At 45.4% G+C, this 23,640-nt stretch carries 26 protein-coding genes; 13 read left to right on the forward strand and 13 right to left on the reverse strand.

Annotation, left to right across the window (positions count from 1 at the left end):
* Positions 1-106: 106 nt before the first annotated feature.
* Complete coding sequence (locus ACQCV8_RS11340) at positions 107-2,272, reverse strand: DNA topoisomerase III (RefSeq protein ID WP_426844741.1); 2,166 nt, start codon at positions 2,270-2,272, stop codon at positions 107-109.
* A 249-nt stretch (positions 2,273-2,521) separates the two neighbouring features.
* A complete protein-coding gene (locus ACQCV8_RS11345) occupies positions 2,522-3,688 on the reverse strand; it encodes a DEAD/DEAH box helicase (RefSeq protein WP_426844742.1) in 1,167 nt (388 codons plus the stop codon).
* A gap of 155 nt (positions 3,689-3,843) precedes the next feature.
* Between ACQCV8_RS11345 and ACQCV8_RS11350 the strand changes: the two genes are divergently transcribed.
* From ACQCV8_RS11350 to ACQCV8_RS11360, 3 genes are read left to right on the forward strand one after another with little or no spacing between them, the layout of a single operon-like run.
* Complete coding sequence (locus ACQCV8_RS11350; RefSeq protein WP_426844743.1) at positions 3,844-4,401, forward strand: TetR/AcrR family transcriptional regulator; 558 nt, start codon at positions 3,844-3,846, stop codon at positions 4,399-4,401.
* A 48-nt stretch (positions 4,402-4,449) separates the two neighbouring features.
* Complete coding sequence (locus tag ACQCV8_RS11355; RefSeq protein WP_426844744.1) at positions 4,450-4,785, forward strand: DMT family transporter; 336 nt, start codon at positions 4,450-4,452, stop codon at positions 4,783-4,785.
* Positions 4,785-5,099, forward strand: coding sequence for a DMT family transporter (locus tag ACQCV8_RS11360; protein WP_426844745.1), 315 nt, complete (start codon positions 4,785-4,787; stop codon positions 5,097-5,099). Before ACQCV8_RS11355 ends, ACQCV8_RS11360 begins: the two co-directional genes overlap by 1 nt.
* 876 nt (positions 5,100-5,975) lie before the next feature.
* Here the strand turns inward: ACQCV8_RS11360 and ACQCV8_RS11365 are convergent.
* Complete coding sequence (locus ACQCV8_RS11365; RefSeq protein WP_426844746.1) at positions 5,976-7,265, reverse strand: ATP-binding protein; 1,290 nt, start codon at positions 7,263-7,265, stop codon at positions 5,976-5,978.
* Positions 7,266-7,470: 205 nt separating this feature from the next.
* On the opposite strand from ACQCV8_RS11365, the gene ACQCV8_RS11370 reads away from it, so the two are divergent.
* On the forward strand, positions 7,471-7,659 hold the full coding sequence (locus ACQCV8_RS11370) for a hypothetical protein (protein WP_426844747.1): 189 nt from the start codon (positions 7,471-7,473) through the stop codon (positions 7,657-7,659).
* A 213-nt stretch (positions 7,660-7,872) separates the two neighbouring features.
* Here ACQCV8_RS11370 and ACQCV8_RS11375 read toward each other — a convergent pair whose 3' ends face one another.
* Positions 7,873-8,487 carry a cell wall hydrolase gene (locus ACQCV8_RS11375; protein WP_426844748.1) on the reverse strand — a complete coding sequence of 205 codons (615 nt, stop codon included), beginning with the start codon at positions 8,485-8,487 and terminating at the stop codon, positions 7,873-7,875.
* A 225-nt stretch (positions 8,488-8,712) separates the two neighbouring features.
* On the opposite strand from ACQCV8_RS11375, the gene ACQCV8_RS11380 reads away from it, so the two are divergent.
* Both ACQCV8_RS11380 and ACQCV8_RS11385 read left to right on the forward strand, forming a co-directional pair.
* Entirely contained in the window at positions 8,713-9,120 is a 408-nt protein-coding gene (locus ACQCV8_RS11380; RefSeq protein ID WP_426844749.1) for a MarR family winged helix-turn-helix transcriptional regulator, read from the forward strand.
* A 72-nt stretch (positions 9,121-9,192) separates the two neighbouring features.
* A complete protein-coding gene (locus ACQCV8_RS11385; RefSeq protein ID WP_426844750.1) occupies positions 9,193-10,389 on the forward strand; it encodes an MFS transporter in 1,197 nt (398 codons plus the stop codon).
* A gap of 42 nt (positions 10,390-10,431) precedes the next feature.
* Here ACQCV8_RS11385 and ACQCV8_RS11390 read toward each other — a convergent pair whose 3' ends face one another.
* On the reverse strand, positions 10,432-12,186 hold the full coding sequence (locus ACQCV8_RS11390) for an ABC transporter ATP-binding protein (protein WP_426844751.1): 1,755 nt from the start codon (positions 12,184-12,186) through the stop codon (positions 10,432-10,434).
* Complete coding sequence (locus ACQCV8_RS11395; protein WP_426844752.1) at positions 12,183-12,962, reverse strand: MerR family transcriptional regulator; 780 nt, start codon at positions 12,960-12,962, stop codon at positions 12,183-12,185. The genes ACQCV8_RS11390 and ACQCV8_RS11395 overlap by 4 nt, the downstream gene beginning before the upstream one ends.
* Positions 12,963-13,060: 98 nt before the next feature.
* On the opposite strand from ACQCV8_RS11395, the gene ACQCV8_RS11400 reads away from it, so the two are divergent.
* Positions 13,061-13,453 (forward strand): hypothetical protein, encoded by a 393-nt coding sequence (locus tag ACQCV8_RS11400; RefSeq protein WP_426844753.1) that lies wholly within the window; start codon positions 13,061-13,063, stop codon positions 13,451-13,453.
* Positions 13,454-13,634: 181 nt separating this feature from the next.
* On the opposite strand, the gene ACQCV8_RS11405 is transcribed toward ACQCV8_RS11400, so the two are convergent.
* Positions 13,635-13,970, reverse strand: coding sequence for a winged helix-turn-helix transcriptional regulator (locus ACQCV8_RS11405; protein ID WP_426844754.1), 336 nt, complete (start codon positions 13,968-13,970; stop codon positions 13,635-13,637).
* 180 nt (positions 13,971-14,150) lie between these two features.
* Here ACQCV8_RS11405 and ACQCV8_RS11410 point away from each other — a divergent pair, with 180 nt between their 5' ends.
* From ACQCV8_RS11410 to ACQCV8_RS11425, 4 genes are all read left to right on the forward strand, one after another.
* A complete protein-coding gene (locus tag ACQCV8_RS11410) occupies positions 14,151-14,345 on the forward strand; it encodes a hypothetical protein (protein WP_426844755.1) in 195 nt (64 codons plus the stop codon).
* A gap of 113 nt (positions 14,346-14,458) precedes the next feature.
* Complete coding sequence (locus tag ACQCV8_RS11415; RefSeq protein ID WP_426844756.1) at positions 14,459-15,109, forward strand: nitroreductase family protein; 651 nt, start codon at positions 14,459-14,461, stop codon at positions 15,107-15,109.
* 485 nt (positions 15,110-15,594) lie between these two features.
* Positions 15,595-16,518 carry a DMT family transporter gene (locus ACQCV8_RS11420; RefSeq protein WP_426844757.1) on the forward strand — a complete coding sequence of 308 codons (924 nt, stop codon included), beginning with the start codon at positions 15,595-15,597 and terminating at the stop codon, positions 16,516-16,518.
* 70 nt (positions 16,519-16,588) lie between these two features.
* A complete protein-coding gene (locus ACQCV8_RS11425) occupies positions 16,589-17,308 on the forward strand; it encodes a 3-ketoacyl-ACP reductase (RefSeq protein WP_426844758.1) in 720 nt (239 codons plus the stop codon).
* 219 nt (positions 17,309-17,527) lie between these two features.
* Here ACQCV8_RS11425 and ACQCV8_RS11430 read toward each other — a convergent pair whose 3' ends face one another.
* Positions 17,528-17,983, reverse strand: coding sequence for a YrvL family regulatory protein (locus ACQCV8_RS11430; protein ID WP_426844759.1), 456 nt, complete (start codon positions 17,981-17,983; stop codon positions 17,528-17,530).
* A 414-nt stretch (positions 17,984-18,397) separates the two neighbouring features.
* On the opposite strand from ACQCV8_RS11430, the gene ACQCV8_RS11435 reads away from it, so the two are divergent.
* Entirely contained in the window at positions 18,398-19,348 is a 951-nt protein-coding gene (locus ACQCV8_RS11435) for a LysM peptidoglycan-binding domain-containing protein (protein ID WP_426844760.1), read from the forward strand.
* Between the two features lie 85 nt (positions 19,349-19,433).
* On the opposite strand, the gene ACQCV8_RS11440 is transcribed toward ACQCV8_RS11435, so the two are convergent.
* A complete protein-coding gene (locus ACQCV8_RS11440) occupies positions 19,434-19,703 on the reverse strand; it encodes a hypothetical protein (protein WP_426844761.1) in 270 nt (89 codons plus the stop codon).
* A 72-nt stretch (positions 19,704-19,775) separates the two neighbouring features.
* Entirely contained in the window at positions 19,776-21,059 is a 1,284-nt protein-coding gene (locus tag ACQCV8_RS11445) for an ATP-binding protein (RefSeq protein ID WP_426844762.1), read from the reverse strand.
* Between the two features lie 161 nt (positions 21,060-21,220).
* Between ACQCV8_RS11445 and ACQCV8_RS11450 the strand changes: the two genes are divergently transcribed.
* The gene (locus ACQCV8_RS11450; protein WP_426844763.1) at positions 21,221-21,967 is read left to right on the forward strand and encodes a lipase family protein; all 747 of its coding nucleotides are present in this window, start codon (positions 21,221-21,223) and stop codon (positions 21,965-21,967) included.
* 247 nt (positions 21,968-22,214) lie between these two features.
* Here the strand turns inward: ACQCV8_RS11450 and ACQCV8_RS11455 are convergent, their stop codons facing one another.
* From ACQCV8_RS11455 to ACQCV8_RS11465, 3 genes are all read right to left on the reverse strand, one after another.
* Complete coding sequence (locus ACQCV8_RS11455; RefSeq protein ID WP_426844764.1) at positions 22,215-22,739, reverse strand: type 1 glutamine amidotransferase domain-containing protein; 525 nt, start codon at positions 22,737-22,739, stop codon at positions 22,215-22,217.
* Positions 22,740-22,820: 81 nt separating this feature from the next.
* Complete coding sequence (locus ACQCV8_RS11460) at positions 22,821-23,165, reverse strand: helix-turn-helix transcriptional regulator (protein WP_426844765.1); 345 nt, start codon at positions 23,163-23,165, stop codon at positions 22,821-22,823.
* A 299-nt stretch (positions 23,166-23,464) separates the two neighbouring features.
* On the reverse strand, positions 23,465-23,593 hold the full coding sequence (locus ACQCV8_RS11465; protein WP_426844766.1) for a hypothetical protein: 129 nt from the start codon (positions 23,591-23,593) through the stop codon (positions 23,465-23,467).
* Positions 23,594-23,640 lie beyond the last annotated feature (47 nt).

Consider the following 23,640-nt stretch of genomic DNA (forward strand, 5'->3'; position numbering starts at 1 on the left):
TTTAGTTTTTATTGGAATCCTTTTTAATCCATCTGCTGATTCCCCATCAGCATTATTATCCGGAAGCTCTTATGCACTCCGGCTGTCAGCCGGCACGGTAAAGTTTTTATTTCAGTTTCAGCTTCGCCAGGGCGTCTGCTAATGCATTATTGGAAAACTCATCATCCTGTTTTTTCATATAATTTGCAACTTCTTTTTTGGATACTTTATGATTTTTTTCCTTCTGTTTCCTTTCGTTGAAAGCCGAAAGCTTCTCACGGTGGCCGCATACACACATAAACATTTGGCCTTCCCCTTCGCCCCGCAGCTCCAGCCGTTTATGGCATTTAGGACAACGGGCGTTGGTCGTCTTTGAAATGTTCTTCCTGTTCCCGCATTCGCGGTCCTGGCATACGAGCATTTTCCCCTTTTTCCCTTTTACTTCAAGCATCAGCTTGCCGCAATCCGGACATTTCGTTCCTGTCACATTATCATGCTTGAATTTTTGGCCGCTGTTTTTTATATCGGTCACGACTTTACCGGCGTACGTTTTCATCTCTGTAATAAACCGGTCTTTCGGAAGCTTCCCTTTAGCAATCGCAGCAAGCTTTTGCTCCCACTCGGCCGTGAGTACCGGCGACTTAAGCTCTTCCGGCACTAATCCGAGCAGCTGCTTCCCTTTAGATGTAACGGCAAGGTTCTTCCCGCGTTTCTCGATGACAAATGAGCTAAAGAGCTTTTCTATTATATCTGCACGGGTAGCTACTGTCCCGAGACCCCCGGTTTCCCCTATCGTTTTGATCAGTTCCTTGTTTTCACCGGCCATAAATTTCGCCGGATTTTCCATTGCTGATAAAAGGGTTCCTTCGTTAAACCGTTCAGGCGGCTTTGTTTCTCCGGTCGTTTGAGTCAGCTTCGGTTCAAAGCGGTCGCCCTCTTTAACAAGCGGGACATCTGAAACGGATTCTGTGTCCGAATCTTTTCCCGCTGCTTCTTTCCAGCCCATAGTAAGGACCCTGTTTCCTTTTGCGGCAAACTCTTCTCCGCCGATATCGGCCAGGATGGAGGTTTGCTCATATTCATACGGATCGGACAGAACAGCAAGGAACCGCCTTACAATCAAATCGTATATGTTTCGCTCCTGGCTGGTAAGTGAAGATAAGAGCGGTGTCTCTTCAGTCGGAATGATGGCATGGTGGTCGGAAACCTTGGCATCGTCCACAAACGATTTGCCTGCCTTGATTCCTTTTCTTAAAATTGCCGCTGCATATGGTGCGTACGGTTTCACCTCACATGCTTTCACCCTGTCTTGAAGGGTTGAAACCATATCGGATGACAAATACCTTGAATCGGTTCGGGGATACGTAACGGCTTTATGCTGCTCATACAGCTTTTGCATAATGGAAAGCGTCTGCTTGGCAGAGTATTCAAACCGTGTATAGGCATCCCTCTGAAGCTCGGTTAAATCGTACAGCGGAGGTGCAAAGCTTTTTTTCTTTGTCCGTTTAACCTCTTGAATAACAGCCTGTTTATTTTGGAGCTGCTGCAGAAGGCGGTCGGCCTGTATTTTATCAAACATTCTATTTTCATTCGTTTTTTTATGCCGCCATGTCAATTTCAGCCCATCCATGCCTGAAGCTGATAGACCGTAAAAGGTTTTGGGCTGAAACTGGCTGATCTCTTCTTCACGCTTTGCAATCATCGCCAGGGTGGGTGTCTGAACCCGCCCGCAGGAAAGCTGGGCATTAAACTTTGTTGTCAGCGCACGTGTGGCATTGATTCCTACAAACCAATCCGCTTCAGAACGTGCAACAGCTGAATGATAAAGGTACTCATACTCTTTTCCGTCCTTTAGGTTTTTAAATCCCTGACGGATTGCCTGGTCTGTGACGGATGAGATCCACAGGCGCTTCAGCGGTTTATTCACCTTCGCTTTTTCAAGGATCCAGCGCGCCACGAGCTCCCCCTCACGGCCGGCATCAGTTGCAATCACGATTTCCTTCACATCACCGCGTGTTAAAAGGGACTTTACCGCATGATATTGCTTGCTGCTTTGCTTAATTACGGTCAGCTTTAATTGTTCCGGCATAATCGGCAGCTCATGTAAATCCCACGACTTATATTTTTGATCATACGCTTCCGGATCCGCAAGCGTCACCAAATGTCCAAGCGCCCATGTCACAATATACTGGCCGCCCTCCAAGAATCCATTCCCTTTCCGTTCCGCCTTCAGTACACGTGCAATATCCCTCGCTACAGACGGCTTCTCAGCTAATACCACTGTTTTACTCATTTTAACATCCTTTCAGGCAGCATGAATCGTTGCCTTTCTTTATATAAATCGCATCATTCCGCGCGAAAATAACCTTCTTACAGTTTATCAGAAAATGGGGAGGGTGCAAGAAATGGGGGCCTGGCCCGTAATCCACCGGACGTTATAATCCGCCTTCGCATATCCGTTACTCTTAATGGAAGTTCTCCCATCCGCCAATAAAACCTCAATAAAGAAAAAAGACCCCTGCAAAGGGTCCTCATTCCAATACTATCTCTTTCTTCCATTCCTTCTTCGTTCTTCTTCGCTAAGGATATTTCCGCCGTATAGAACGTTCGGCTCAAGCTTAAGACCGAGCTTGCCCGCGTATTGTTTAAGTTCACGCTCTTCTCTTTCTGTCACAAGAGAGATGACGGTTCCGCTCGCGGATGACCCAAGTCTGCCTGTACGGCCGGAACGGTGTACAAATTGGTCGATGTCTTCCGGGAAGTCCAGGTGGATGACTTGTTCAAGATTTTGGATGTCCAGCCCTCTTGCTGCGACGTCTGTTGCAATCAGCAAAGGCGTGTCACCTTTCCTGAACTTCTTCAAGGCGGCTTCCCGATCCGTTTTCCCGCTTTCGCTGTGCAGGATGCTTACCGGCATGCGATTGTAGGCCAGTTTTTCGGCTGCCACATTTACGCTCCCGATGTCCTTCATAAAAGCAAGCGTCTTAACCGGGGCAGCTCTCATGATTTTTTCCAGAGCTTTCAGCTTGTCGCGCTGTTCACTGACAATATAAAGGTGGCGCACCTCTGATTTGATGGCTTCTTCCCGGGCTATATTGATTTTCACCGGTTCCTTCATCATCGCTCCGGCAAGCTCCTCGGTTTTCGTCGAAAGAGTAGCCGAGAACAGCAGCAGCTGGCGGTCCCGCTGAGTGCTTTTAATGATCTCCTCGATGATCTTCATATGCTCCGGCACAAGAAGCTGATCCCCCTCATCCAAAACAATCGTTTTTACTTCGTGCATTTTAAGTTTCTTCATTTTTATCAGCTCATGCACCTTGCCGGGTGTACCTGTAATGATGTGAGGATTCTTTTTCAGCTTCTCAAGCTGACGCTTCGGATTTGCACCTCCAATAAAAGAGGCGGTTCTTAATTCGCTTCCTTTAATCCATTCCTGGATAACGGCATGAATCTGCATGACGAGCTCATGAGAGGAGGCCAGTATAACAGCCTGGGGCTGCTTGCCTTCCGGGTTCAGCCTCTCCAAAACGGGGAGGAGATACGCCAGTGTTTTGCCGCTGCCGGTCGGAGATTTTGCCAGAACATCTTTATTTTCCATAATCGGCTCAGCCGATTGTGCTTGAACGGTTGTAGGAGCAGGAAAAGCAGAATGCTTCCACGCTTCCTGTATAAACTGCTGGAATGTTTGTATATACGATGCTTGGGACATTCCTTCAACACCTTTTCTGTTAGTTATTTTCGATCATTCAACATTGTAAATAATAGCATCAATTCAGCAGAAAAGCCATGACGCGCCCTATCTGTTGATTTCAGCAAAAAAGCATGCTAGAATAACTTACGAACGGTCGTAAGGAGAGTGAAGCCATGAAAGCAGATGAGTTAAAGCAAAAGGCACTGATTGTTTTTTCACAGCACGGGTATGAAGGAGCATCTCTTTCTTTAATCGCAGAGGAAGCAGGAATCAAAAAACAATCCATCTACTCTCATTATAAGAGTAAGGATGATCTGTTTCTTCAAACAGCGGAGGACGTGTTTCAGCATGAAATGGACCATGCCATTGCCAGTCTTAAAACAAAATCAGCCGAAGATATACATTCCAGGCTATATGCATATCTGACGGATTGCATGGAAAGATACGAAAAAAATGCGGAAACAAAATTTTGGCTCCGTACAGCCTTCTTCCCCCCGGAACATATGTATAAAGAGCTGATGACACAAGTATATAATCATTTGGATGTTCTTGAAGCCGCACTTTTCGAGCTGTTTGAGGGTGCTCGGATAGTTACAGATTCCAGACAGGCCGCGATTGCGTATTTAGGTGTGCTGGACAGCTTGTTTGTTGAAATGCTTTACGGAGGGAAAGACCGCAGTCAAAAAAGACTGGATGCATCATGGAGCATTTTTTGGAAGGGAATTCATTAGGAGGGATTTACATGAATTTTGGAAGGGAATTCATTAGGAGGGATTTACATGAATCGATATTGGATCTATGTCGTACTGGCCAGTTTTTTTGAAGTAGGCTGGGTAATTGGATTAAAGCACTCAGATAATGGGCTGGAATGGACTGGAACGATTATTGGCATTATCGTGAGCTTTGGAGTTATGCTTCTTGCTGCTTCCAAGCTTCCAGTCGGTACGGTTTATGCCGTATTCGTTGGACTTGGCACAGCAGGAACCGTTTTAGCGGAAATCATCTTCTTTAATCAGCCGGTAGAGCCCTTAAAGCTTTTAATGATTGGGATTTTACTTGTCGGAGTTATCGGACTTAAGATGGTCACTGATGATACGAAAGGAGAGACAGGCTGATGGCATGGATTGCTGTAGTATTTGCCGGATTGTTTGAAATGCTTGGAGTTGTTTCAATGAACAGGCTCACAAGAAAGCGTTCGATTGTAAATATGCTATTCTTTGCAGGAGCCTTTTCTGCAAGCTTCCTTCTCCTTTCAATCGCCATGAAGTCACTCCCTATGGGGACAGCGTACGCGATCTGGACCGGCATCGGCGCAGCCGGCGGTGCCGTTATGGGCATGATCCTGTACGGCGAGTCCAAGGAGTGGAAAAGGATTCTTTTTATCGCTTTGATCCTTGGGTCTACTATTGGTTTAAAGCTGATTGCCTGATGGCAGGCTGGAAGGTTTTTGAGAATAGAGAGCAGGGTTCCGCAGATGGGACCCTGTTTTCTTTTTCATTGAATCGTTTGGATGGAAGGGGATGTGGATAGTGGATATTTGGCTGAGAGTATTCAGGTACAGGTGCAGTTCTGTCCGTTGAGTTAGGATACGCTCGGCCGGCAGTGGTTCTGGTTTGGGTTTGGTTCCGGATATTTGGCTCGGGTGCTGGTTCCGGGTATTTGGCTCGGGTGCTGGTTCCGGGTGCTGGTTCCGGTTTCAATAATAGCTCTGGTTCTGGATTCCGGCTCTTTTAATCGTTCTGGTCCGATAATGGTCTGGTTCGCCTCCGACCCCCGATGCGTTAAAGCACCGGGGGCTGGAGGCACTAGTTCATTATTCTTACTCTCTCAACGCTTTTGACACCTAGGGGACGGAGGATAACCAGTTGCTATAATCGGGGTCGGAGGCAGCCTCCGACCCCTTTTTTCTGTATTTTCGGGGACAGAGGGAACCATCTCCAGTGCCTTGTCCTGCAAGGTTTCAAACTGCATAGGGACAGAGGTTTAATGCTTTAGCAAAGCGGGGGTCGGAGGTACCGGAGCTTTAATGCTGTAAAGAAACCGGGGACAGAGATACGGTGCTGTCAGCCCTTATGTACCGCGGATCGGCGGAGCTGGTGCCGAAGCTTTCGTGCGGCAGTGAAAGTGGGGTCAGGCGCGGTGCCTGGCCCGCACTGCTTTAACGCGGTGCGGGTCAGAGACCAGCACTAGTAAACCCTTGCGGCACAGCGGATAGGAGAGATGGTGCCAGAGCTTTAGCTCTTTAGCAAAGTGAGGGACAGACCCCAGCAGCGGACCGCAAAGCCCCGAGCGAGTGCGGCAGCTTTCATTTTGCGATGGGCAATTTTACGGTAGCCGTCGTTCCTTTTCCTTGTTGGCTGGAAAAGTGGATGGAGCCTTTATGCCGTTTGATGATGCTGAAGCAGACAGCAAGACCAAGTCCGGTCCCTTTTTCCTTAGTGGAATAAAAGGGTTCCCCGAGCTTTGCAAGCCTCTCTTTTTCCATTCCTGAACCATTATCCTTAATGGTAATTACGGCGCAGTTATCTTTTACGAAAAGCTTTATGGCAACAAAACCTGCCTGCGGAATGGCTTCAATGCTGTTTTTAACCAAATTCAAAAAGACCTGTTTAATTTGATTTTGATCACAGCAAATTTGTAGAAGGTGTTCCTGTTCCGCTTCAAGGCTGATCATGACGTTTTTCATATTTGCTTCGCCTTCGATCAGTGCAATGACATGCCTGATTATGAAATGCACATTTTCCTTATTAAAATGGACATCCTGCTTTTTGCCAAGGGCCAGCATTTCACCGGAAATAAGGTTGATGCGGTCGATTTCGGACATCATGATGCTCAGGTGCTGGTCATCCACTTGTTTGGAGGCAGACATCAGCTGGACGAACCCCTTAAGAGAGGTAAGCGGATTTCTGATTTCATGAGCAACAGATGCAGCCAGTTCTCCGATGATCGACATTTTTTCAGTTGTGATCATCAGTTCTTCGCTGGCTTTAAACTCGGTGATGTCCCTTGCGATTCCAAAAACACCCTGTATCTCTCCATCTACAATCATAGGGAGCAGGGAGCAGCGGAGAATGCGTTTCTGGTTCAGACGGGTGTTTACCGTGAGTTCGAATTTTTGAGGATTCCCTTCCAGGACTTTTTCAAACAGATCTTTCGCTTTTCTCTGTTCATCCATTTTAATGAAATCCACCGCGCTCCTGCCTTTTAAAGAGGATTCCTTCCATCCGATTATCATCTCGCCTTCAGGATTAAGCGCCATAAGCCTCCCGCAGCAATCCGCTTCAAATACGCCATCGGGGTTGTGGTGGAAGAGAGACCGGTAGTGTTCATTGCTCCGTTCAAGCTCCCGTTCCTTTTGCTTAAGCTTTTCTTTTGACCGGATAAATTCCCTTGTGCTCCTATGTACGAGTGCATACAAACAAACACTTGTAATAAAAATGTACATCCAGCCTTTATATTGCTGGAAAAAGCTGTATAAATGCAAATCTTTTCTGGCTATAAGCAAGGAAAGATAGTCTGTACTGAAAATCCAGATAACTCCTATAATGAGGTAAATTAGTGCAATTTTAAGTGCAATTTTTCTGGAGGGTTCCATAACCGGCCACCTACTATTATTTTCTTCTACTATTGTAACGAAAAGTCTGCTGGATGTGTGAAAAACCTTTTGGTAAAAGATTGCATTCTATTCTTTGCTCTTATTCCCATTTGTTTTAAATGCATTTCACGATAAAATAGTTTTAGAAACCTATCTATAACGGGTACATCATTTACATGAGGATTGACCGAGGAGGACCTATCACTTGAATGGAATTATCTTATTTGCTGTTGCTGCATTTTTATTAATGACTTTTCGTCTCATTACGGTTGTCCGCATGAAAAATGCCCCGAAAGGCAATAAACGAATGGCTTGGCTGCTTTACGGGATCGGAATTGGAGCGCTGGCAGGAGCTGTGCTTGTGCTGCTGAATACGGTTTCTGTTGCTCCTTAATAAAGAGATTGATAAAACCCAGCTGCTGATTTCCGGTGCAGGCTTTTGCTTATCAATGGGCTGGGAAGCTCCTCTAAGCTTTGCGCTTGCGGGTCCCATCCGTTCTGCTTCTCTCTCTCAGGAGGATTGCACCTTCCGCTCCAATCAGCAGGACTTACTAACAAAACCCATTAAAAAGAGCGGATCACTGGGATCCGCTCCTTTTTGATGACGTTATTTTGCGAATACATGGTCGCCGATTGTTGTGGTCACTTCTTTTCCGTTAAGAAAGCTTGAGCTGGCTTTATCAGGATTATAGAAGTAAAGAGCACCTTTGCTGATGCTGGAATAAGAGATTGCTTCATTGACCGCATCTTTTGATTCCTGGCTGGCAGGATTATTGATTTGGCCGTTTGCTACCGGTGAAAATTGCCCCGGTTCGTTGATTACCTCATTTACACTGTCGGGGAATTTATCACTTTCCACGCGGTTCATAACAACAGTGGCTACCGCTACTTTTCCTTCATAGGACTCACCCTTGGCTTCAGCCTCTACAAGGCGGGCCATTAACTCTTTATCTGCATCGGATACCGCGTATTCAGCACCCTTTACATCTTCTGCGCCTGCTACAGGAACCTGAAGGGTTTCACCTGTGTAAATCATATTATCTGAACGGCTGTTGGCTTCCTTCAGTGCATCAATTGAAACGCCGTATTCTTGTCCGATTTTATAATAAGAATCACCTTGTTGGACCTTGTAACTTTCAGCACTTGCTGCGTTCGCTTGCCCAGCAAAAGTAAGAGCTCCAATTGCAATGCTTGAGGATAATACTAGACCTTTGGCTTTCATATTTGTTTCCTCCCTTTGTGTTTGCTCCTAAACAACCCTAACAGAAAAAAAATATGGTTTCAAAGGATATGTATTCCCTGAAAAGAGTTTCATAGGCAATCTATCCACTTCTCGCCAACTCACGTACAGATTCTTTACTATTTCAAACTTATTCGGCTTATTTGATTGATTTTCGTCCAAAAAGGAGATAAAATACTTACTTAGGTAAATAAATGAGGTGAAAAAATGGAGGATTCTAGGAATATCATCCATAATCTGCATCAGCTCGTAAGGTACTTATCAAAGGAATCGAATGCCCGCCTTCAGGACCATGGAATTTACAGTGCCCAATGGTCTATTTTATATTGTCTGATCCGGTTCGGACCCATGTCGCAAACCGAAATTTGGCGTTACATGAACGTGGAAGCCCCAACCGTCACAAGAACGATTGCCAGATTAGAAGAAACCGGCTGGGTTAAACGGGAGCCCGGGGCCGATAAGCGGGAAAGAATTGTTTCATTAACGGCTGATGCGGAGGGAAAGCTTGGCAGCATCAAAGAAACGATGATTTCATTCGAAGAGGAAATGCTGCAGTATTTGGATGAGAATGAACGCCGTACATTAAGCCGTCTGCTCCAAAAAATCGGCAGCTGACAAATCATAGGGAATCCATCACGATTGGGCCCGTTTCTTCCAAAAAATTGACCGTATTAAAGGAGGTTCAACATGACTGCATCCACAAGTAAAGCTCCTATATGGACAAAAAGCTTTATCAGTAATTTTATCATTAACTTTTTTATTTTCATGACGTTTTATGCCCTGCTTACTGCTCTGCCTATCTATGTTGTAGAGGATTTAAACAGGTCAAATGCCGAGGCCGGACTGGTCATTACCGTATTCATGCTTTCCGCCATTCTAGTCCGTCCTGTCTGGGGAAAGCTTCTCGAACGGTTCGGGAAAAAAATCTGCCTGATCATCGGGATGATTTTGTTTATGCTCACCACTGTTGTCTATGTATGGGTTGATCAATTTGCAAGCTTGCTTGTCCTGCGATTCATTCACGGCATTTGGTTCAGTGTCATTACAACGGCAACCGGTGCGATAGCAGCTGATATTATTCCGAAAGAGCGGCGTGGAGAAGGATTGGGATATCATGCGATGTCAATGAATCTCGCCGTAGTTTTCGGTCCTTTTCTTGCGTTAACGCTTCTTCAGTTCACAACATTTACCGTCTTGTTCGTTCTTTTCACTGTCTTGGCTGTAGCGGGGGTACTGTTCAGCTTTGTTATCAAAGTGGAACATTCCGTACCGCCTGCTGCTGCACGTAAATTTACAGCCTCTGATTTGCTCGAGAGATCAGTGATACCGATAGCGGTGATTGGCGGCCTGATTGCATTTTCTTATTCAGGCATTATTTCCTTTATCTCCATCTATGCCAAAAGCTTGGGACTTACCCAGGCAGCAAGCTACTTCTTCGTTGTATTTGCTGTGGTCATGCTGTTATCAAGACCATTTGTAGGCAGGCTCTTCGACCGGAAAGGCCCTGCTATTGTCATGATTCCCTCTTTTATCGTTTTTGCAGCCGGGATGCTGCTGCTCAGCTTCACCGATACAGCTTGGATGCTGCTCATGTCAGGCGCACTGATCGGACTTGGATACGGCTCTCTCGTTCCCTGTTTCCAGACGCTCGCTATTCAAAGAGCCCATCCATCAAGGAGCGGACATGCCACTTCCACCTTCTTTACGTTCTTTGATATAGGTATAGCAGGAGGCTCCTATATTCTAGGCATGCTCGCAACCGACTTAGGCTACTCAAGCCTGTATTTATACGCCTCAGGGCTAATCATTCTTACCCTGTTTATCTTTACAGCTGTAACGCGGAAAAAACAGACAAGCTATCTGCCTCAGGATCACGCCTCCTGAAGAGAAAAGACCAAATCTTTGCGGATTTGGTCTTTTTTTATGTTAATTGGCCGCCTCCAGCTGCAGCTGCTTTTCCGCAAGCTTGCGGTATAAAGAATGGCTTTTCAGTAATTCCTCGTGTCTCCCCTGTCCTGTTAATTTCCCGTTTTCCAGGATGAGAATCTGATCGGCATCAACGACTGTGGATAACCTGTGGGCAATCACAAAGGTAGTTCTGCCTGTCATTAGATTTTTCAGCGCCTGCTGGACTAGAACCTCCGATTCGCTGTCGAGATTGGACGTAGCTTCATCGAGCAGAAGCAGCGACGGATTTTTTAAAATGGCCCTCGCAATCGCAATCCGCTGTTTTTGCCCTCCGGAAAGCTTGACCCCTCTTTCTCCTACCTCAGTTTCATAGCGGTCGGACATTTTTTCAATAAACTCCGCTGCATTCGCAAGCTCTGCCGCCTGCTTGACCTCTTCGTCCTGAACCTCACCCTCGATTCCGTAGCAAATATTATCCCGGATCGACCCCGACATAATAGGACTGTCCTGGGAAACATAGCCGATCTGCCTTCTCCAGCTTCGCAAATCAAAGCTGCTGATGTCCTGTCCCCCTATCTTCACACTGCCCTTTACCGGCTTATAAAACCGTTCGATCAGCGAAAAAATGGTGGTTTTCCCGCCGCCGCTCGGTCCGACCAGTGCCACCGTCCTGCTTGGAGAAACGGTAAAGGATAAGTCCGTTAATATCGGTTTATCCTCTGAATAACTGAAATGTATATGTTCAAACCGAAGCTCTTTATTTAAGACATCCGCTTTCTCAGCCCCATTCTCTTCGGCATTCATAGTAAAGAGCTCCTGAATTCTGTCTGTCGCGCCCATCGCTTTTTGAAAGGCCGTGAAAAAGGAGGCAAGCTGGGTAAATGGAACAATAATCTGAAACACGTAAATGATAATGGCAACAAGGGTTCCTGCCGATAAATCCCCTGTTGCAACTCTCACACCTCCGTAGCCGATTAAAATAACAAGGACAATCATCATGATTGTTGTCATGAACGGCGAAATGATTGCCTGAATTTTGGCTTCCCGGAGTCCGAGCTTAAACAGGTTCCCGATTCCATTCTTTCCTTTTCCTTCCTCAACATCTTCCCCGCTGTAAGCTTTGACAAGCCTGACTTCGCCGAGCACACGGCCCAAATCCCCGCTAAATGAAGCCATCCCATCCTGTGTCGCCTTTGAAATTCTATATATTTTCGTCCCCATCGGCCAGAGCAGCAGCATAGAGAGCGGAATGACCGCGAGCATGATGGACGTCATCTTCCAGTCCAGCATGAACAGGATAACGACCGAACCGGCTATTGCGATAATCCCTGAAATGAATGTTACAAGGTGGTTCGTAATCAATGTCTTGATTGTATCGGTATCCTGGGTAATGCGGCTCATCGTTTCTCCGGACTGGTGCTGGTCGAAATAAGAAACCGGCAGCAGCAGAATGTGGCTCCACAGCTGTTCGCGGATTCCTTTCACAATGGCTTCCCCTATGTACATCAGCATATAGTAGGAAAAACCGGCGCCAACGGACTGCAGCACGAACGCTCCTATTAAAAGAACAATTACATTGGAACTTAGTGAGGCAGCTCCTGCCTGGTCCACCAAATCCTTGGTGAAGATCGGCACAATCAGTCCAGCCCCTGTTTCAAGCAGGCTCAGGAACAGCACCGCCGCTATCATCCATGCTGAAGGCCGGTGTTTTTTCAGCAGTCTGATAAACGCATTAAGCTGATGTTTTTCAATTCTTTCCGTTTGTTCTTTCATGATTCAGTCCCCTTTTTTTCTCCCTTTGATTCACTCCAGTAAAATTCAAAGGCCCTTGCGATTAGCTTTTCCTCCTCTTCGGTGAACGGAGAAGCTGCAGGTATTTCTTCTTGAGCAATCGCTTCAAGCCGATCCCAGTTCTGGCCAAGATAAGTATGTTTGGTCATCATCTCCTCTTCCCCAAGCATTCCGGACAGGAGACGTAAACATTCCCTGATTAACATCTGAATTTCGTTTGATTCAGGGGTATACTCCTGCAGGGAATCCTTCATTTCCTGGAAAAGCAGCACGGTCTTTTTATGTAGAATCAGCCACTCTTCTTCTGAAAAAGTTTCCAAGCGGGCAGCGTATTTCTCTGGAAAATGAGTTTTTACCCACTCCATATGCTCATCTTCCTTTTGTATGCTTTCAATTACAAACGCAAGAATCTGAAGATTGGGCCGCTTCTCTTCTTCTAAAAGGGTAAGAGCATGATCCAGTGAGAGAATAACCCGGCTTATATGGCTCTGCTTATGCTTCATCAATTCCCTCTGCATTTCGAGGGATGATTTCAAATCACCGTCAGCCGCTGTCAGCAGTTTACGTATTTGTTTCAGGCTGAAGTCAAGAAACTTAAGTGAAAGAATCTGCTGGAGAATGACCAAGTCTTCATCCTTATAATACCTTCTGCCGGACTCGCTCACATAGCTCGGCTTCAGCAGCTTCTGCTGATCATAGTAGCGAAGCGTTCTTATCGTAACACTTGTCTTTTTGGCAAATTGTCCGATCGTGTACACTGGGATAACCTCCTTATGCCTCATTATATATCCTGACGTTACGTTAGAATCAACTTCTTATGCAGAAAATGGTATACTATTGCTCGAGGTGATCATGTATGTCAAAAAGCAAAGCCAGGAAGCAGCGGGAACACACAATCCGAAATCATGGATCCGATACGGCAAAGCTAAGAGGAGCCGCCCCCGACTACAGCTTGCATGAGCGAAAAACAATGACAAAGCAGGAAAAATGGAAGAAAACCTATTCAAAGCATAAAAAGCGATCCCTTCACGGAGCCAGTGATGAAGGAATCGCTTTTTTGTTTAGCCGGAGGACAGGTGTGAAAAGTTGGCGAATCTTGTCGTTTGGCCCGTATTTGGACAAAGTTGGCCCGTATCCGGGTAAACCTGGCCCGTATTTGGACGAAGTTGGCCCGTATCCGGGTAAACCTGGCCCGTATTTGGACGAAGTTGGCCCGTATCCGGGTAAACCTGGCCCGTATTCCTGCTAAGTTGGCCCGTATCCGGCTCTAGTCGGCCCGTATCCAACTCCACATTGACACCGAGTGGCTCCGTGTGTGCCTCTGTTTCACTTTTTTCCATCTATCTGACCGCTTTTCTGTCCGTTCCCGCTGAAAACCGCGACTGCTTTCCCACCCGCCAGTTCACAAAAAAAGCCAACCACCCATCGGGTCATTGGCCAATTCGGTTATCCTGTTCGAATTCGATCCAATTTTCGGACCAGTTTTCGATTTCCTTCAGTATAGGTTTAAGCGCTTGGCCTTTTGCTGTCAGCGAATATTCAATGCGTACAGGGGTTTCAGGGATAATGGTGCGCGTGACCACACCGTTTTGCTCAAGATCTTTGAGCCTGTCTGACAATACTCTTCCGCTTATGGAGGTAGATGCTTCCAGGACACTAAATCGTTTCGGACCATCGAGCAGCTGATGAATGATCAAGCCTGTCCATCTTTTGCCGAGCATTTTTATTGCCTGCTCAAACCGGGGACATATGTGTAAATGTTCCATTTTCATCACTCCCACCCTCATTATAGCGCAGGATTACTAAAAATAAAAAAGTTACATTTTACAACCAGCTTTTTTTCAGCAGAAGTCTTCATAGCCGGTCATTTGTATACTAAAGGGTCTATCTTGGTTTAGTCATGGGGCATCAAGGAAACACCTCCTATAAGGGGGGGCTTGATTTAAATGACCATAATAGCCGTGCTGCTTGTATCCTTGGGTTTGGTTCTTTCTCCGGTGATCGGATTTGTTTATCCATATTGGAGGGAAATTCAGGGAGAAGAAGATTTATCAGAAAAGCAGTTGTTTGGCGTTCGCGCTTTAGGAATAGGGGTATTGCTTCTCACGGTAATCATCGGACAATTCCTGCTTCAGCTATAAGCTGCCGAACAGCATTAAAGCCAATGGTTCATTCATGCGGTTCCGGAAATTGGATTCATCTGCTTGGATAAAATGGGCAAGCTATTAGTGAAAATCCGGAAAGGGGAATGTGTATGGCCTTATTTGACAAGCTTTTCAGTAATGAAAATAATGATAGCGCAGGGAAGAAAGACTTTCTGGCAGCGGTTGAGGAAAGGCGATCCTACTATGCCATCAGCAAAGATCCCGTTGGCCCGGACGATAGGATTAAAGAAGTGGTCGAACATGCTGTCAAGCACACACCTTCTTCCTTTAACTCCCAGAGCGCGCGGGTTGTGGTCCTTTTGGGAGAACAGCATAGCAAGCTCTGGAGCACCATCACGACAGAGGCGCTGAGAAAGGTTGTTCCTTCAGGCCAGTTCAGCCCGACAGAAGAAAAATTAGAAGGCTTCGCAAACGGCTATGGCACGGTATTATATTTCGAAGATCAAGCCGTGATTGAGTCTCTTCAGCAGCAATACCCTCTTTACCGTGAAAACTTCCATACATGGTCCGAGCAGTCCTCCGGCATGCTGCAGTTTGTCATATGGACAGCACTGGAGCTGGAAGGGTACGGGGCCTCTCTTCAGCATTACAACCCATTAATTGATGAAGCGGTTCAGAAAGAGTGGAAGCTTCCGGCAGGCTGGAAGCTGATTGCTCAAATGCCTTTCGGTAAGCCTGTATCGCCCCCTGGACCTAAAGAATTCAAACCGCTCGGGGAACGTGTACAGTTTCATAAATGACTTGGGAACCTGACGAATATTAACGGCCCGCGAGGCCGTTTTATTTATATATCCGTATGAATTTCTCTCCATTTACAGACAAGCTCTGTCCTGTGATAAAGGACCGTTCATGAGACGCCAGATATATGGCGCCACAGATCTCCTCCGCTCCTTTTACCTGCATCCTGACATCTTCCCAATTTGCAACATCTGCCTGAATGGCAGCTGCAGAACCCCCTGCAGCGCGAATTTCCTTTGCTGCCTGCACGGCCTGTACAGTATTCCTGTGATAATTCCCGGCGGCGAATGCTCCTTCTTCAGCAAGGGCATACAAATGGCAGCACCGAGCCCGCGTCACCCCCGGTAACGATAGCTAACTGATTTTTAATACTCAAATTAATGCCCTCCTTTTCCAGTATATTACTCAATAGAAAATCAGCATTATTGTGATGGAAAAAGCAGTGTGATAGGCTGATACTTGAAGTCTTCTGAAAGAAGGGAACCCGGTGAAAAACGCTCGCATTTATTTTACTCTAGTCGGCATTATGCTCTTGTGGGGATTTAATGTCCCTCTTCTAAAAATTATTGTCGGAACATTTCCTCCCGTCACGATTACCTCGTTACGGATTTTCACAGCAAGTATTTGTGTTTTTATCATGCTTTATTTTCTAAAACTTCTCCGGAGGCCCACTCTCCGTGAAACAGGTTTGATTATCGGATGCGGCTTATTGAACGTAGTGGCCCATCATTATTTTTTGTCGATCGGCCTTTCCATTACCAGCTCGACAAATGGCGGCCTCATTTTAGGGCTTGGCCCCATTCTGGTGGCCATTCTGTCGATTATTTTTCTTAACAAGAAATTAACGGTCATCCGCCTTACCGGCTTCCTGCTCGGTCTAGCCGGTGTTTCTTTTACCGTTATAGCCGGCGGGAAGGGCATCAGTGCCGTGAACGCCGGAGATGTATCCATTTTTTTCTCCATCCTTACCCAGGCATTCAGCTTTGTGATTATTAATAAATCCTGCAAAAATATGGACCCGAGACTGCTGACCGGTTATATGCTCTTTTTCGGATCGATCGTTCTTTTTGTCATCTCTCTTTTCACAGAGAAAGACGGCCTTTCCTCCCTTGCCGGCGGAAATCCGAAAGTATGGACAGCCTTTTTCCTATCCGCCGTATTTGCGACAGCCATTGGGCATATGACGTACAATTATGCCATCGGCCAGGTTGGAGCGGCAGAGTCCGCTATTTTTATGAATCTCAATACTCTTTTTGCTCTTGCCGGTTCGGTTCTCATTTTAAACGAGACCGTTTACCCTTCCCACCTGATCGGATTGCTCCTGATCATATCAGGTGTTATTTTAGGGTCAGGCGCTTACGAAGACTTGAGATCGAGATTGAGACGCAAGCATAGCCATTCTGCACAATAGGACAAAATTTTTGAGAATCAATGCATATAAAATTATGATGGAAAAAGAACAAGCTGAAGGAGGCAATACCATGGGGCAATCACTGCAAGGGAAAATAGCCTTAATTACAGGGGCAGGCCGGGGAATCGGGCGTGCCGCAGCCCTTCATCTCGCAAAAGAAGGGGTTCATGTAGGACTGCTCGGAAGAACAGAAGAACATCTTAAAAAGACTGCTGAAGAAGCCCGGGCATTAGGTGTAAAAGCGTATTACGCTTCTGCCGACGTGGCATCCAATGAGTCTGTGAAAAGAGCTGCGGCACAGCTTGAAGAGAATCTTGGTTCCATTGATATTCTCATTAACAACGCAGGCATTGCAAAATTCGGCGGCTTTCTTGAGCTTGCGCCGGAGGATTGGGAAAACGTGATCCAAGTAAATCTGCTTGGCTCTTACTATGTTACACGGGCTGTCCTGCCGGGCATGATTGAACGGAAAGCGGGGGACATTATCAACATCTCCTCCACCGCCGGCCAAAAAGGGGCGCCAGTTACAAGTGCCTACAGCGCTTCTAAATTCGGATTGCTTGGCTTGACAGAGTCACTTGCGATGGAAGTCCGCAAACATAACATCCGTGTTTCCGCCCTTACGCCAAGCACCGTTGCAACGGATCTTGCCATTGATAACAATCTGACGGACGGAAATCCAGACAAAGTCATGCAGGCTGAAGACATTGCGGAATATATCGTCGCCCAGCTCAAGCTCAATAACAGGACATTTATCAAATCAGCAGGGCTATGGTCTACGAATCCTTAATTGAAGCAGTCTGAAAAGTCCTGCTGCAATATGAAAAATCCCCGGTATGATGCCGGGGATTTCTTTGTACATCCTTTTAGTTCTTAAAGTATTAGGGGAACTCCTTCAGAAACAGAGTCTTGCCGGTGAGCAGCCCCCAAGCGGGAATCAGCCAGAGTAAAGGAAACCGGACTCGCCTGACAACTTCTTTGATCCTGAATGAGAGCTCCCATGAAGAATTCAGGAATTCCTTTTACGCCCGCCGCCATCTACTGTCAGTTCAATAATGGCAATTAAAGAGGCCGCGATTACTTGAGTGATCGTGTTTATATGTATAGATTGCATAACCATGCTTAGAAAAGAGAAGATAGACCATGTAACAATGAAGCTTGCCAGAAATTTAACAAACCTGGCAGCAAGACCATTTATGGCCGTTTTTGAAAGCAAGACAACAAATACCTTATTCACTATATCCCCTGCCAAACCAAGGAGAAAGTAAAAAATCACAAACTGAACCAGCGAGGACAGAGAATCATAGTGAACTCCTGCCAGATTGAAAATACCGGCTATCCCAAAAAAATAGGCAGCAAATACAAATACAATCGTAAGAATCACGATTAATGATAGCGCGGTCACAACAAAAATCTTAATACCTGCCGTTTCTTCTCTAAACGGCTTATCATCATGTTCCAGCATCATCCACCCCTATAATAGATATATCTTCCATCTTACCATGCAGCCAGGGTTATTTTGCACCCGTACAAATAACGATTCTTTTCCATAACAGCTTTTGAAAAAAAAGGAAAAGATCCCCCCTGCAAATCCTGGTTTAAAATTCCCTTTATTGCATTTTGTCGGATGCCCCATTCAAAAGTCCTGTTTTCTATTATTATTCTATGTTAGTTTTTTCTTTTTATAATATAGCCTTTTTCGTGAAAACCCTTTAAAATGCGTAGTTTCAGCTTATATGAACTGCCAGGTGTTCAAAAATTCAAACCTAATATTACTAGATGAAATGTTTTTGTAACATAAATAGAAACTATTTGATACACGATTGTCATATAAATCTAGTAATATTAGCCATCATATACATAAAGGGGACTAGGACTTTTGAAGAAGTTTATTTTGACAGTCAGTGCAGGTATGTTCTTGTCGTTTGGAATCTCAGCCGGTGCCTCCGCAGCCACATATTCCGTCAGATCAGGTGATTCTCTTTGGAAGATTGGTCAGAAGCATAATGTTACTGTGAGCCAGCTTAAATCATGGAACAGCTTGAAATCAGACTTGATTAGAGTGAACCAAAAGTTGACAATTTCACCGGCTTCCGCGAAAGCTTCTGTAAAACCGGCTTCCGCAAAACCCGGATCAAGCTATACCATTAAATCCGGGGACACTCTTTCAAGAATTGCTAAAACGTATAAAACGTCCGTCAGCCAGCTGAAAAAATGGAACGGCTTAAAATCTGATACAATCTACGTGAACCAAAAGCTGATTGTTTCCGCTTCTGCTTCAAAACCGGCCGTTAAACCAGCTTCTGTTAAACCAGTTGCCGTAAAATCCGGATCAAGCTATTCTGTTAAATCCGGAGACACTCTTTCAAGAATTGCTAAAGCCTATAAAACGTCCGTCAGCCAGCTGAAAAAATGGAACGGCTTAAAATCTGATACAATCTACGTTAATCAGATGCTGATTGTTTCCGCTTCTGATTCAAAACCGGCCGTTAAACCAGCAGCATCCAAACCAGCAGCAAAACCGGCGGCAAAACAATCATATAAAACGATGACTGTGACAGCAACTGCTTATACAGCCAGCTGCAAAGGCTGCAGCGGGATCACCGCTACAGGCATTAACCTAAAGAAAAATCCGAATGCAAAAGTGATTTCCGTAGATCCTAAACAAATTCCGCTTGGTTCTAAAGTTTATGTGCCAGGTTATGGAACGGCAATTGCAGGTGATACCGGCGGTGCCATCAAAAACGGTAAAATCGATATTTTCCTATCTTCCCGCAGCGCAGCTCTTAAATGGGGCGTTAAGAAAGTAACGATTAAAGTCTACAACTAAAAAACACTGGCTGCAAAACAAAAAGGAGCAGGTCCCATGGGATCTGCTCTTTTCATTTCAGAGGTATAATGGCGGAACTATTCAGTCAGCTGACCTGTTCTTCTTTTTTATAGATAATTAATGTATGGCCATCCCCATAAGCAAAACGGAGATCGTGCCCGATGCGGTTCAACGCAGGAATCAGGGTATTGTGATACTCTTCCTCTTTTATATCTTTAAAGTGCAGCCTTAATGCCTTGTTAATTCGGACATCAAGGTCCAGCTGCTCTGAATCCTCGATAGAAGCCCGAAGAAAATTTGGATTAAGGATAAAATATTCGTGAATATCATATAAGACCACATGCAGATTGCTCATTGGATTTCCTCCTATCCATCATTAGCTTATTTATTCCCAATAGCGGAGGACGCTATACAGGAAAGTAGTTGGCTAGAAAGGATCGTAAGTTCCAGCATTTTCTTTGGCTGTGTAAGGAAGTGAAATTTTCACCGTGGTTCCTATACCAGGCTGGCTTTTGTAAACGGTTTTGCCTTCCATTGCATCAATGATTCCAAGGGATACCATCGTACCAAGTCCTGTGCCTTTTTCTTTTGTTGAATAATACAGGCTGCCGAGCTTTGCCAGCTGCTCTTTCGTCATCCCTATGCCGGTATCGGCTACGGTAATTTCTGCTTTTTCTCCTTCCACTGACAGCAAAATGGCTACAGATCCACTCTCGGGAGTAGCTTCTATTGCATTTTTAATAAGGTTGATCATAGCCTGCCGCAGCTGGTTCCTGTCTGTTTCCAGAATAATTTTTGTTTCAGCCTGACAGGTTAATGTAACTCCCTTTTTTAGTGCCAGAGGGTTCAGAAGCTGTCTAACATCCTTCAGGAAATTGCTCAGCTCAAAGGTTTCCACTATCTCTAATTGTGGCTTGGCAAAGTTCAAATAGCTGCTGATAATGGATTCAGCTCTGTCCAGCTCACTTAATATGAGAGGCAGATAGGGCAGGTTTCCTTTTTTATCATCTGCTTTTATAAGCTGTAAAAACCCTTTTACAACTGTAAGCGGGTTCCTGACTTCATGTGCTATAGATGCTGCCATTTCACCCAGCGTATTCAGTTTTTCAGCTCTGAAGATTTCCTCCTGGAGCCTGTTCCTTTCAATGCTCGCTTCATGCAATAGTGCGGCAAATCCCGAGCCGAGCATTTGTATAGCCCCAAGGATGAAGATAAAATAGCTGACTTCCGCTGTATAAACGATGTCTGCATTCGAGGCAGTCATGTAGCTTAAAACAACTCCCTGCTGGATAATCACCGCCCAGAAAGCTGCTAAGACCGCCCACATCACTCTTTGCCATTTCTTTTCCGTTTTGTTAAAGCTTTTGCCGGCGAGCATGGGACCCGCAGCCGAAAGAATGGCTATTAAATAGCCGTACAGCAAGGCATCTCCGCCTACAAAGGGTCTCATAATAAAGATAGCAGCCAGTACAATAAACCCGCTGTGCAGCCCGCCGTAAAGAAAAGCAAGCACTAAAGGAACATATCGGAGATCCCAAAAAAACCCAAGACCTTCATAGGCAAACAAAATACAAAGAGCAGCTGAAAAGCCATGGAGGATTCCAATCAAGTACGAAGTTCTTCCAATGGAACGTTCAGAGAAAAAAACACTGTGGATCTGGATAGGAGCAAGAACAATCAGAACGTGCAGTAATAATTTTTCTACGATCATAATCTCTACCCCGCAGCTATTTTTTTATTAAATACGACATCTATTTCCATTATCCCTCTTTCAGGCAGGTATTTTTGTCGATTTTATAACCAGGCACTTCTTTTCATCCGCAGCGTATCGTAATGCATAAGCCTGATTAAGCGGGGTGGTGGATCAAGTATATGTGGAGAAGAAAACCATTTTACAATAACAAACTGGCCGAATTTTTACTTCATATGTGTGTGTATGCCTATCGCCAGTATATCAATAATGGGCCAGTAGAAATCGTACCCGGCTTTCAGTTAGTTAAGGCCTTTAAAGCCTCAAGCATCGGTGTACCCGAATGGTTTGGATTTATCCTGGAATCAGATGATGCAGCGGTGATTGCTTTTCGCGGTACGCAATCAGATGAAGACTGGATAGCTAATGCTGCCATCCGACAATCCCCTTACCTTTATCATCCCGGCGCAGGTCAGGTTCACCGGGGCTTTCAGTCAATCTATTCCACATGCAGAGATGAAATTTTAAAAGCGTATGAAGGCATATCGAAAAAAAAGAACCTGTTTATTACGGGCCATAGCCTTGGCGGTGCTTTAGCCGTTCTTCATGCGGCTGATGCAGCAGCAAACTCAGGATTCCGATCCATTGTCATGTACAGCTACGGCGCTCCACGGGTTGGAGACGGTTTGTTTGCGTCCGTATATGACCGGCTTGTACCGAATAGCATTCGCTTTGTTAATAAGACAGACATTGTTCCAAAGCTCCCGCCTATTATCGTTTACAATCCCATTAACCACTCCAAATCCTTTTACCAGCATGTTCAAACGTCCTATCCCTTCACTATTGATTCAGGCTCCATTTCGGCAAACCATATGCCCGGCACCTACTTCACGGGATTAGAGAGTTTGAATCGGCTCATCTATATGTAAAGAAAGCTGGTCTTCATTTTTTTCTCATAAGTAACGCACTTATTGCCTCAGTGAACCGGAGAGCATCAAAATGTGCTGAAGGAAAGTCAGAAATGCAAAAGGTTATTCTGAATCCTCATACATCTAAGCACCACCCTTCTTAATCGGGTAAGACCCGCGTCCCCTGCATCGGTCCTTCAGTCTATGTCCCTGTCCCGCTAAAATGTCCATGAAAAAACCCCCTTATCCAGAAAGGGGGGGGGGCAGTTTATTGAGCGGCCAGGACATCCGCGAATTCTTTAGCGTATTGCGGGAGATCCGGAGGCCTGCGGCTCGAGACGATGTGGCCGTCTGTAATGACTGCCGTGTCATGCCAGATTGCACCTGCATTGGTCATGTCATCTTTTATTCCAGGTGTGCTCGTGACGTTTCGGCCCTTCAGAACTCCTGCGGAGATGAGAACCCAGCCGGCATGGCAAATCTGTCCGATTGGTTTCTCATTCTGGTCCATGTGACGGACCATGTCCAATACTTCCGGGTAGCGGCGAAGCTTGTCCGGAGACCAGCCTCCGGGTACAAGGATCGCATCGTAGTCTTCAGGTTTTACATCAGAGAAAGCAATATCCGACGTAACGGGAATACCGTACTTTCCTTTGAAGGTTTGATCTGCTTTTTCACCAGCGATATGAACCGTTGCTCCTTCTTCTCTTAAGCGCAGAACCGGATACCAAAGTTCAAGATCTTCAAATTCATCACTTGCAAGCTGAATAATTTTTTTGTTTTCTAGACGCAATTAAAACACCTCCGGATTTAAGTATATCACGGAGGTAGCTATGAGCTGCACTGTTTGGATCGCAAGCCTTATGTCGTCCAATCAATCATCATTCTTATTGGCTGCATTTCTCAATCTGCGGATGATGGAAGCAATGACGCTGATCTCATCCTGAGAAACAGGTTGTCCATCAATTATGAGGTCATACTTAACGAATAGATGCTTGGATTGAAGATCGATCACTTCTTTATTTCGCTTTTGGGAAACGAGCAGATCACTAATCTCGACGTTGTATACCTCTGCAATCCTTTTTAATAATGAAATAGAGGGTACATAGAGACCCCGCTCTATTTTCGAAAGATTGCTGTAGTCATAGTTCACTTTTTTGGCAAGGCTTTGAAGGGTATCGCCATTGCATTTTCGCACTTCCTTAATACGGTTTTCCATAATAGGCACAACCTCACTTCTACCCTATTGTACCCATTGCATACGCTTGAGTGAATATTCGAATACTCATTTGGGTATACTAGAAAAATTTTTTTGTGTTTTTGGTCACAAAGACCAATTAGGTGAATAGGATAGTGCTGAGGACACCTTTTTTAGGGTAACCTCATCTCACTTCTTCTTCGCTCTGCTTTTTGAGGGTTTTGCTCTTCATTAAAGATAGAATAGCAGCGTTGTGCCGGGCCGGGAACTGCATTCCAGGACAGCTGCAGCATCAAAAAAAAGAACAGGACCGGGCGCTTTTATTTGCCCACCGGCTCCTGTTCTTTTGTGTGATCTTGTAAAAGTGGACTTGCACGGAAAATTGCCGGAACTGTTTTCCTCCCGAACCAGTTTGCAGCATGTTCCAGCCATACAATCATCCTATTCATTGATTTTTCCTCCGCCTCATCGTATTTGCTAATCTATTCCCTCATCC

Origin of the sequence: Metabacillus sp. 84 (assembly GCF_050107715.1) — a bacterium.
Taxonomy (GTDB): domain Bacteria; phylum Bacillota; class Bacilli; order Bacillales; family Bacillaceae; genus Metabacillus_B.

Excerpts from the sequence above, each read along its gene's own strand:
- ACQCV8_RS11340 (WP_426844741.1), bottom strand. The coding sequence starts at position 2,272 with ATGAGTAAAACAGTGGTATTAGCTGAGAAGCCGTCTGTAGCGAGGGAT.
- ACQCV8_RS11345 (WP_426844742.1), bottom strand. The coding sequence starts at position 3,688 with ATGTCCCAAGCATCGTATATACAAACATTCCAGCAGTTTATACAGGAA.
- ACQCV8_RS11350 (WP_426844743.1), top strand. The coding sequence starts at position 3,844 with ATGAAAGCAGATGAGTTAAAGCAAAAGGCACTGATTGTTTTTTCACAG.
- ACQCV8_RS11355 (WP_426844744.1), top strand. The coding sequence starts at position 4,450 with ATGAATCGATATTGGATCTATGTCGTACTGGCCAGTTTTTTTGAAGTA.
- ACQCV8_RS11360 (WP_426844745.1), top strand. The coding sequence starts at position 4,785 with ATGGCATGGATTGCTGTAGTATTTGCCGGATTGTTTGAAATGCTTGGA.
- ACQCV8_RS11365 (WP_426844746.1), bottom strand. The coding sequence starts at position 7,265 with ATGGAACCCTCCAGAAAAATTGCACTTAAAATTGCACTAATTTACCTC.
- ACQCV8_RS11375 (WP_426844748.1), bottom strand. The coding sequence starts at position 8,487 with ATGAAAGCCAAAGGTCTAGTATTATCCTCAAGCATTGCAATTGGAGCT.
- ACQCV8_RS11380 (WP_426844749.1), top strand. The coding sequence starts at position 8,713 with ATGGAGGATTCTAGGAATATCATCCATAATCTGCATCAGCTCGTAAGG.
- ACQCV8_RS11385 (WP_426844750.1), top strand. The coding sequence starts at position 9,193 with ATGACTGCATCCACAAGTAAAGCTCCTATATGGACAAAAAGCTTTATC.
- ACQCV8_RS11390 (WP_426844751.1), bottom strand. The coding sequence starts at position 12,186 with ATGAAAGAACAAACGGAAAGAATTGAAAAACATCAGCTTAATGCGTTT.
- ACQCV8_RS11400 (WP_426844753.1), top strand. The coding sequence starts at position 13,061 with ATGTCAAAAAGCAAAGCCAGGAAGCAGCGGGAACACACAATCCGAAAT.
- ACQCV8_RS11405 (WP_426844754.1), bottom strand. The coding sequence starts at position 13,970 with ATGGAACATTTACACATATGTCCCCGGTTTGAGCAGGCAATAAAAATG.
- ACQCV8_RS11410 (WP_426844755.1), top strand. The coding sequence starts at position 14,151 with ATGACCATAATAGCCGTGCTGCTTGTATCCTTGGGTTTGGTTCTTTCT.
- ACQCV8_RS11415 (WP_426844756.1), top strand. The coding sequence starts at position 14,459 with ATGGCCTTATTTGACAAGCTTTTCAGTAATGAAAATAATGATAGCGCA.
- ACQCV8_RS11425 (WP_426844758.1), top strand. The coding sequence starts at position 16,589 with ATGGGGCAATCACTGCAAGGGAAAATAGCCTTAATTACAGGGGCAGGC.
- ACQCV8_RS11430 (WP_426844759.1), bottom strand. The coding sequence starts at position 17,983 with ATGCTGGAACATGATGATAAGCCGTTTAGAGAAGAAACGGCAGGTATT.
- ACQCV8_RS11440 (WP_426844761.1), bottom strand. The coding sequence starts at position 19,703 with ATGAGCAATCTGCATGTGGTCTTATATGATATTCACGAATATTTTATC.
- ACQCV8_RS11445 (WP_426844762.1), bottom strand. The coding sequence starts at position 21,059 with ATGATCGTAGAAAAATTATTACTGCACGTTCTGATTGTTCTTGCTCCT.
- ACQCV8_RS11450 (WP_426844763.1), top strand. The coding sequence starts at position 21,221 with ATGTGGAGAAGAAAACCATTTTACAATAACAAACTGGCCGAATTTTTA.
- ACQCV8_RS11460 (WP_426844765.1), bottom strand. The coding sequence starts at position 23,165 with ATGGAAAACCGTATTAAGGAAGTGCGAAAATGCAATGGCGATACCCTT.
- ACQCV8_RS11465 (WP_426844766.1), bottom strand. The coding sequence starts at position 23,593 with ATGAATAGGATGATTGTATGGCTGGAACATGCTGCAAACTGGTTCGGG.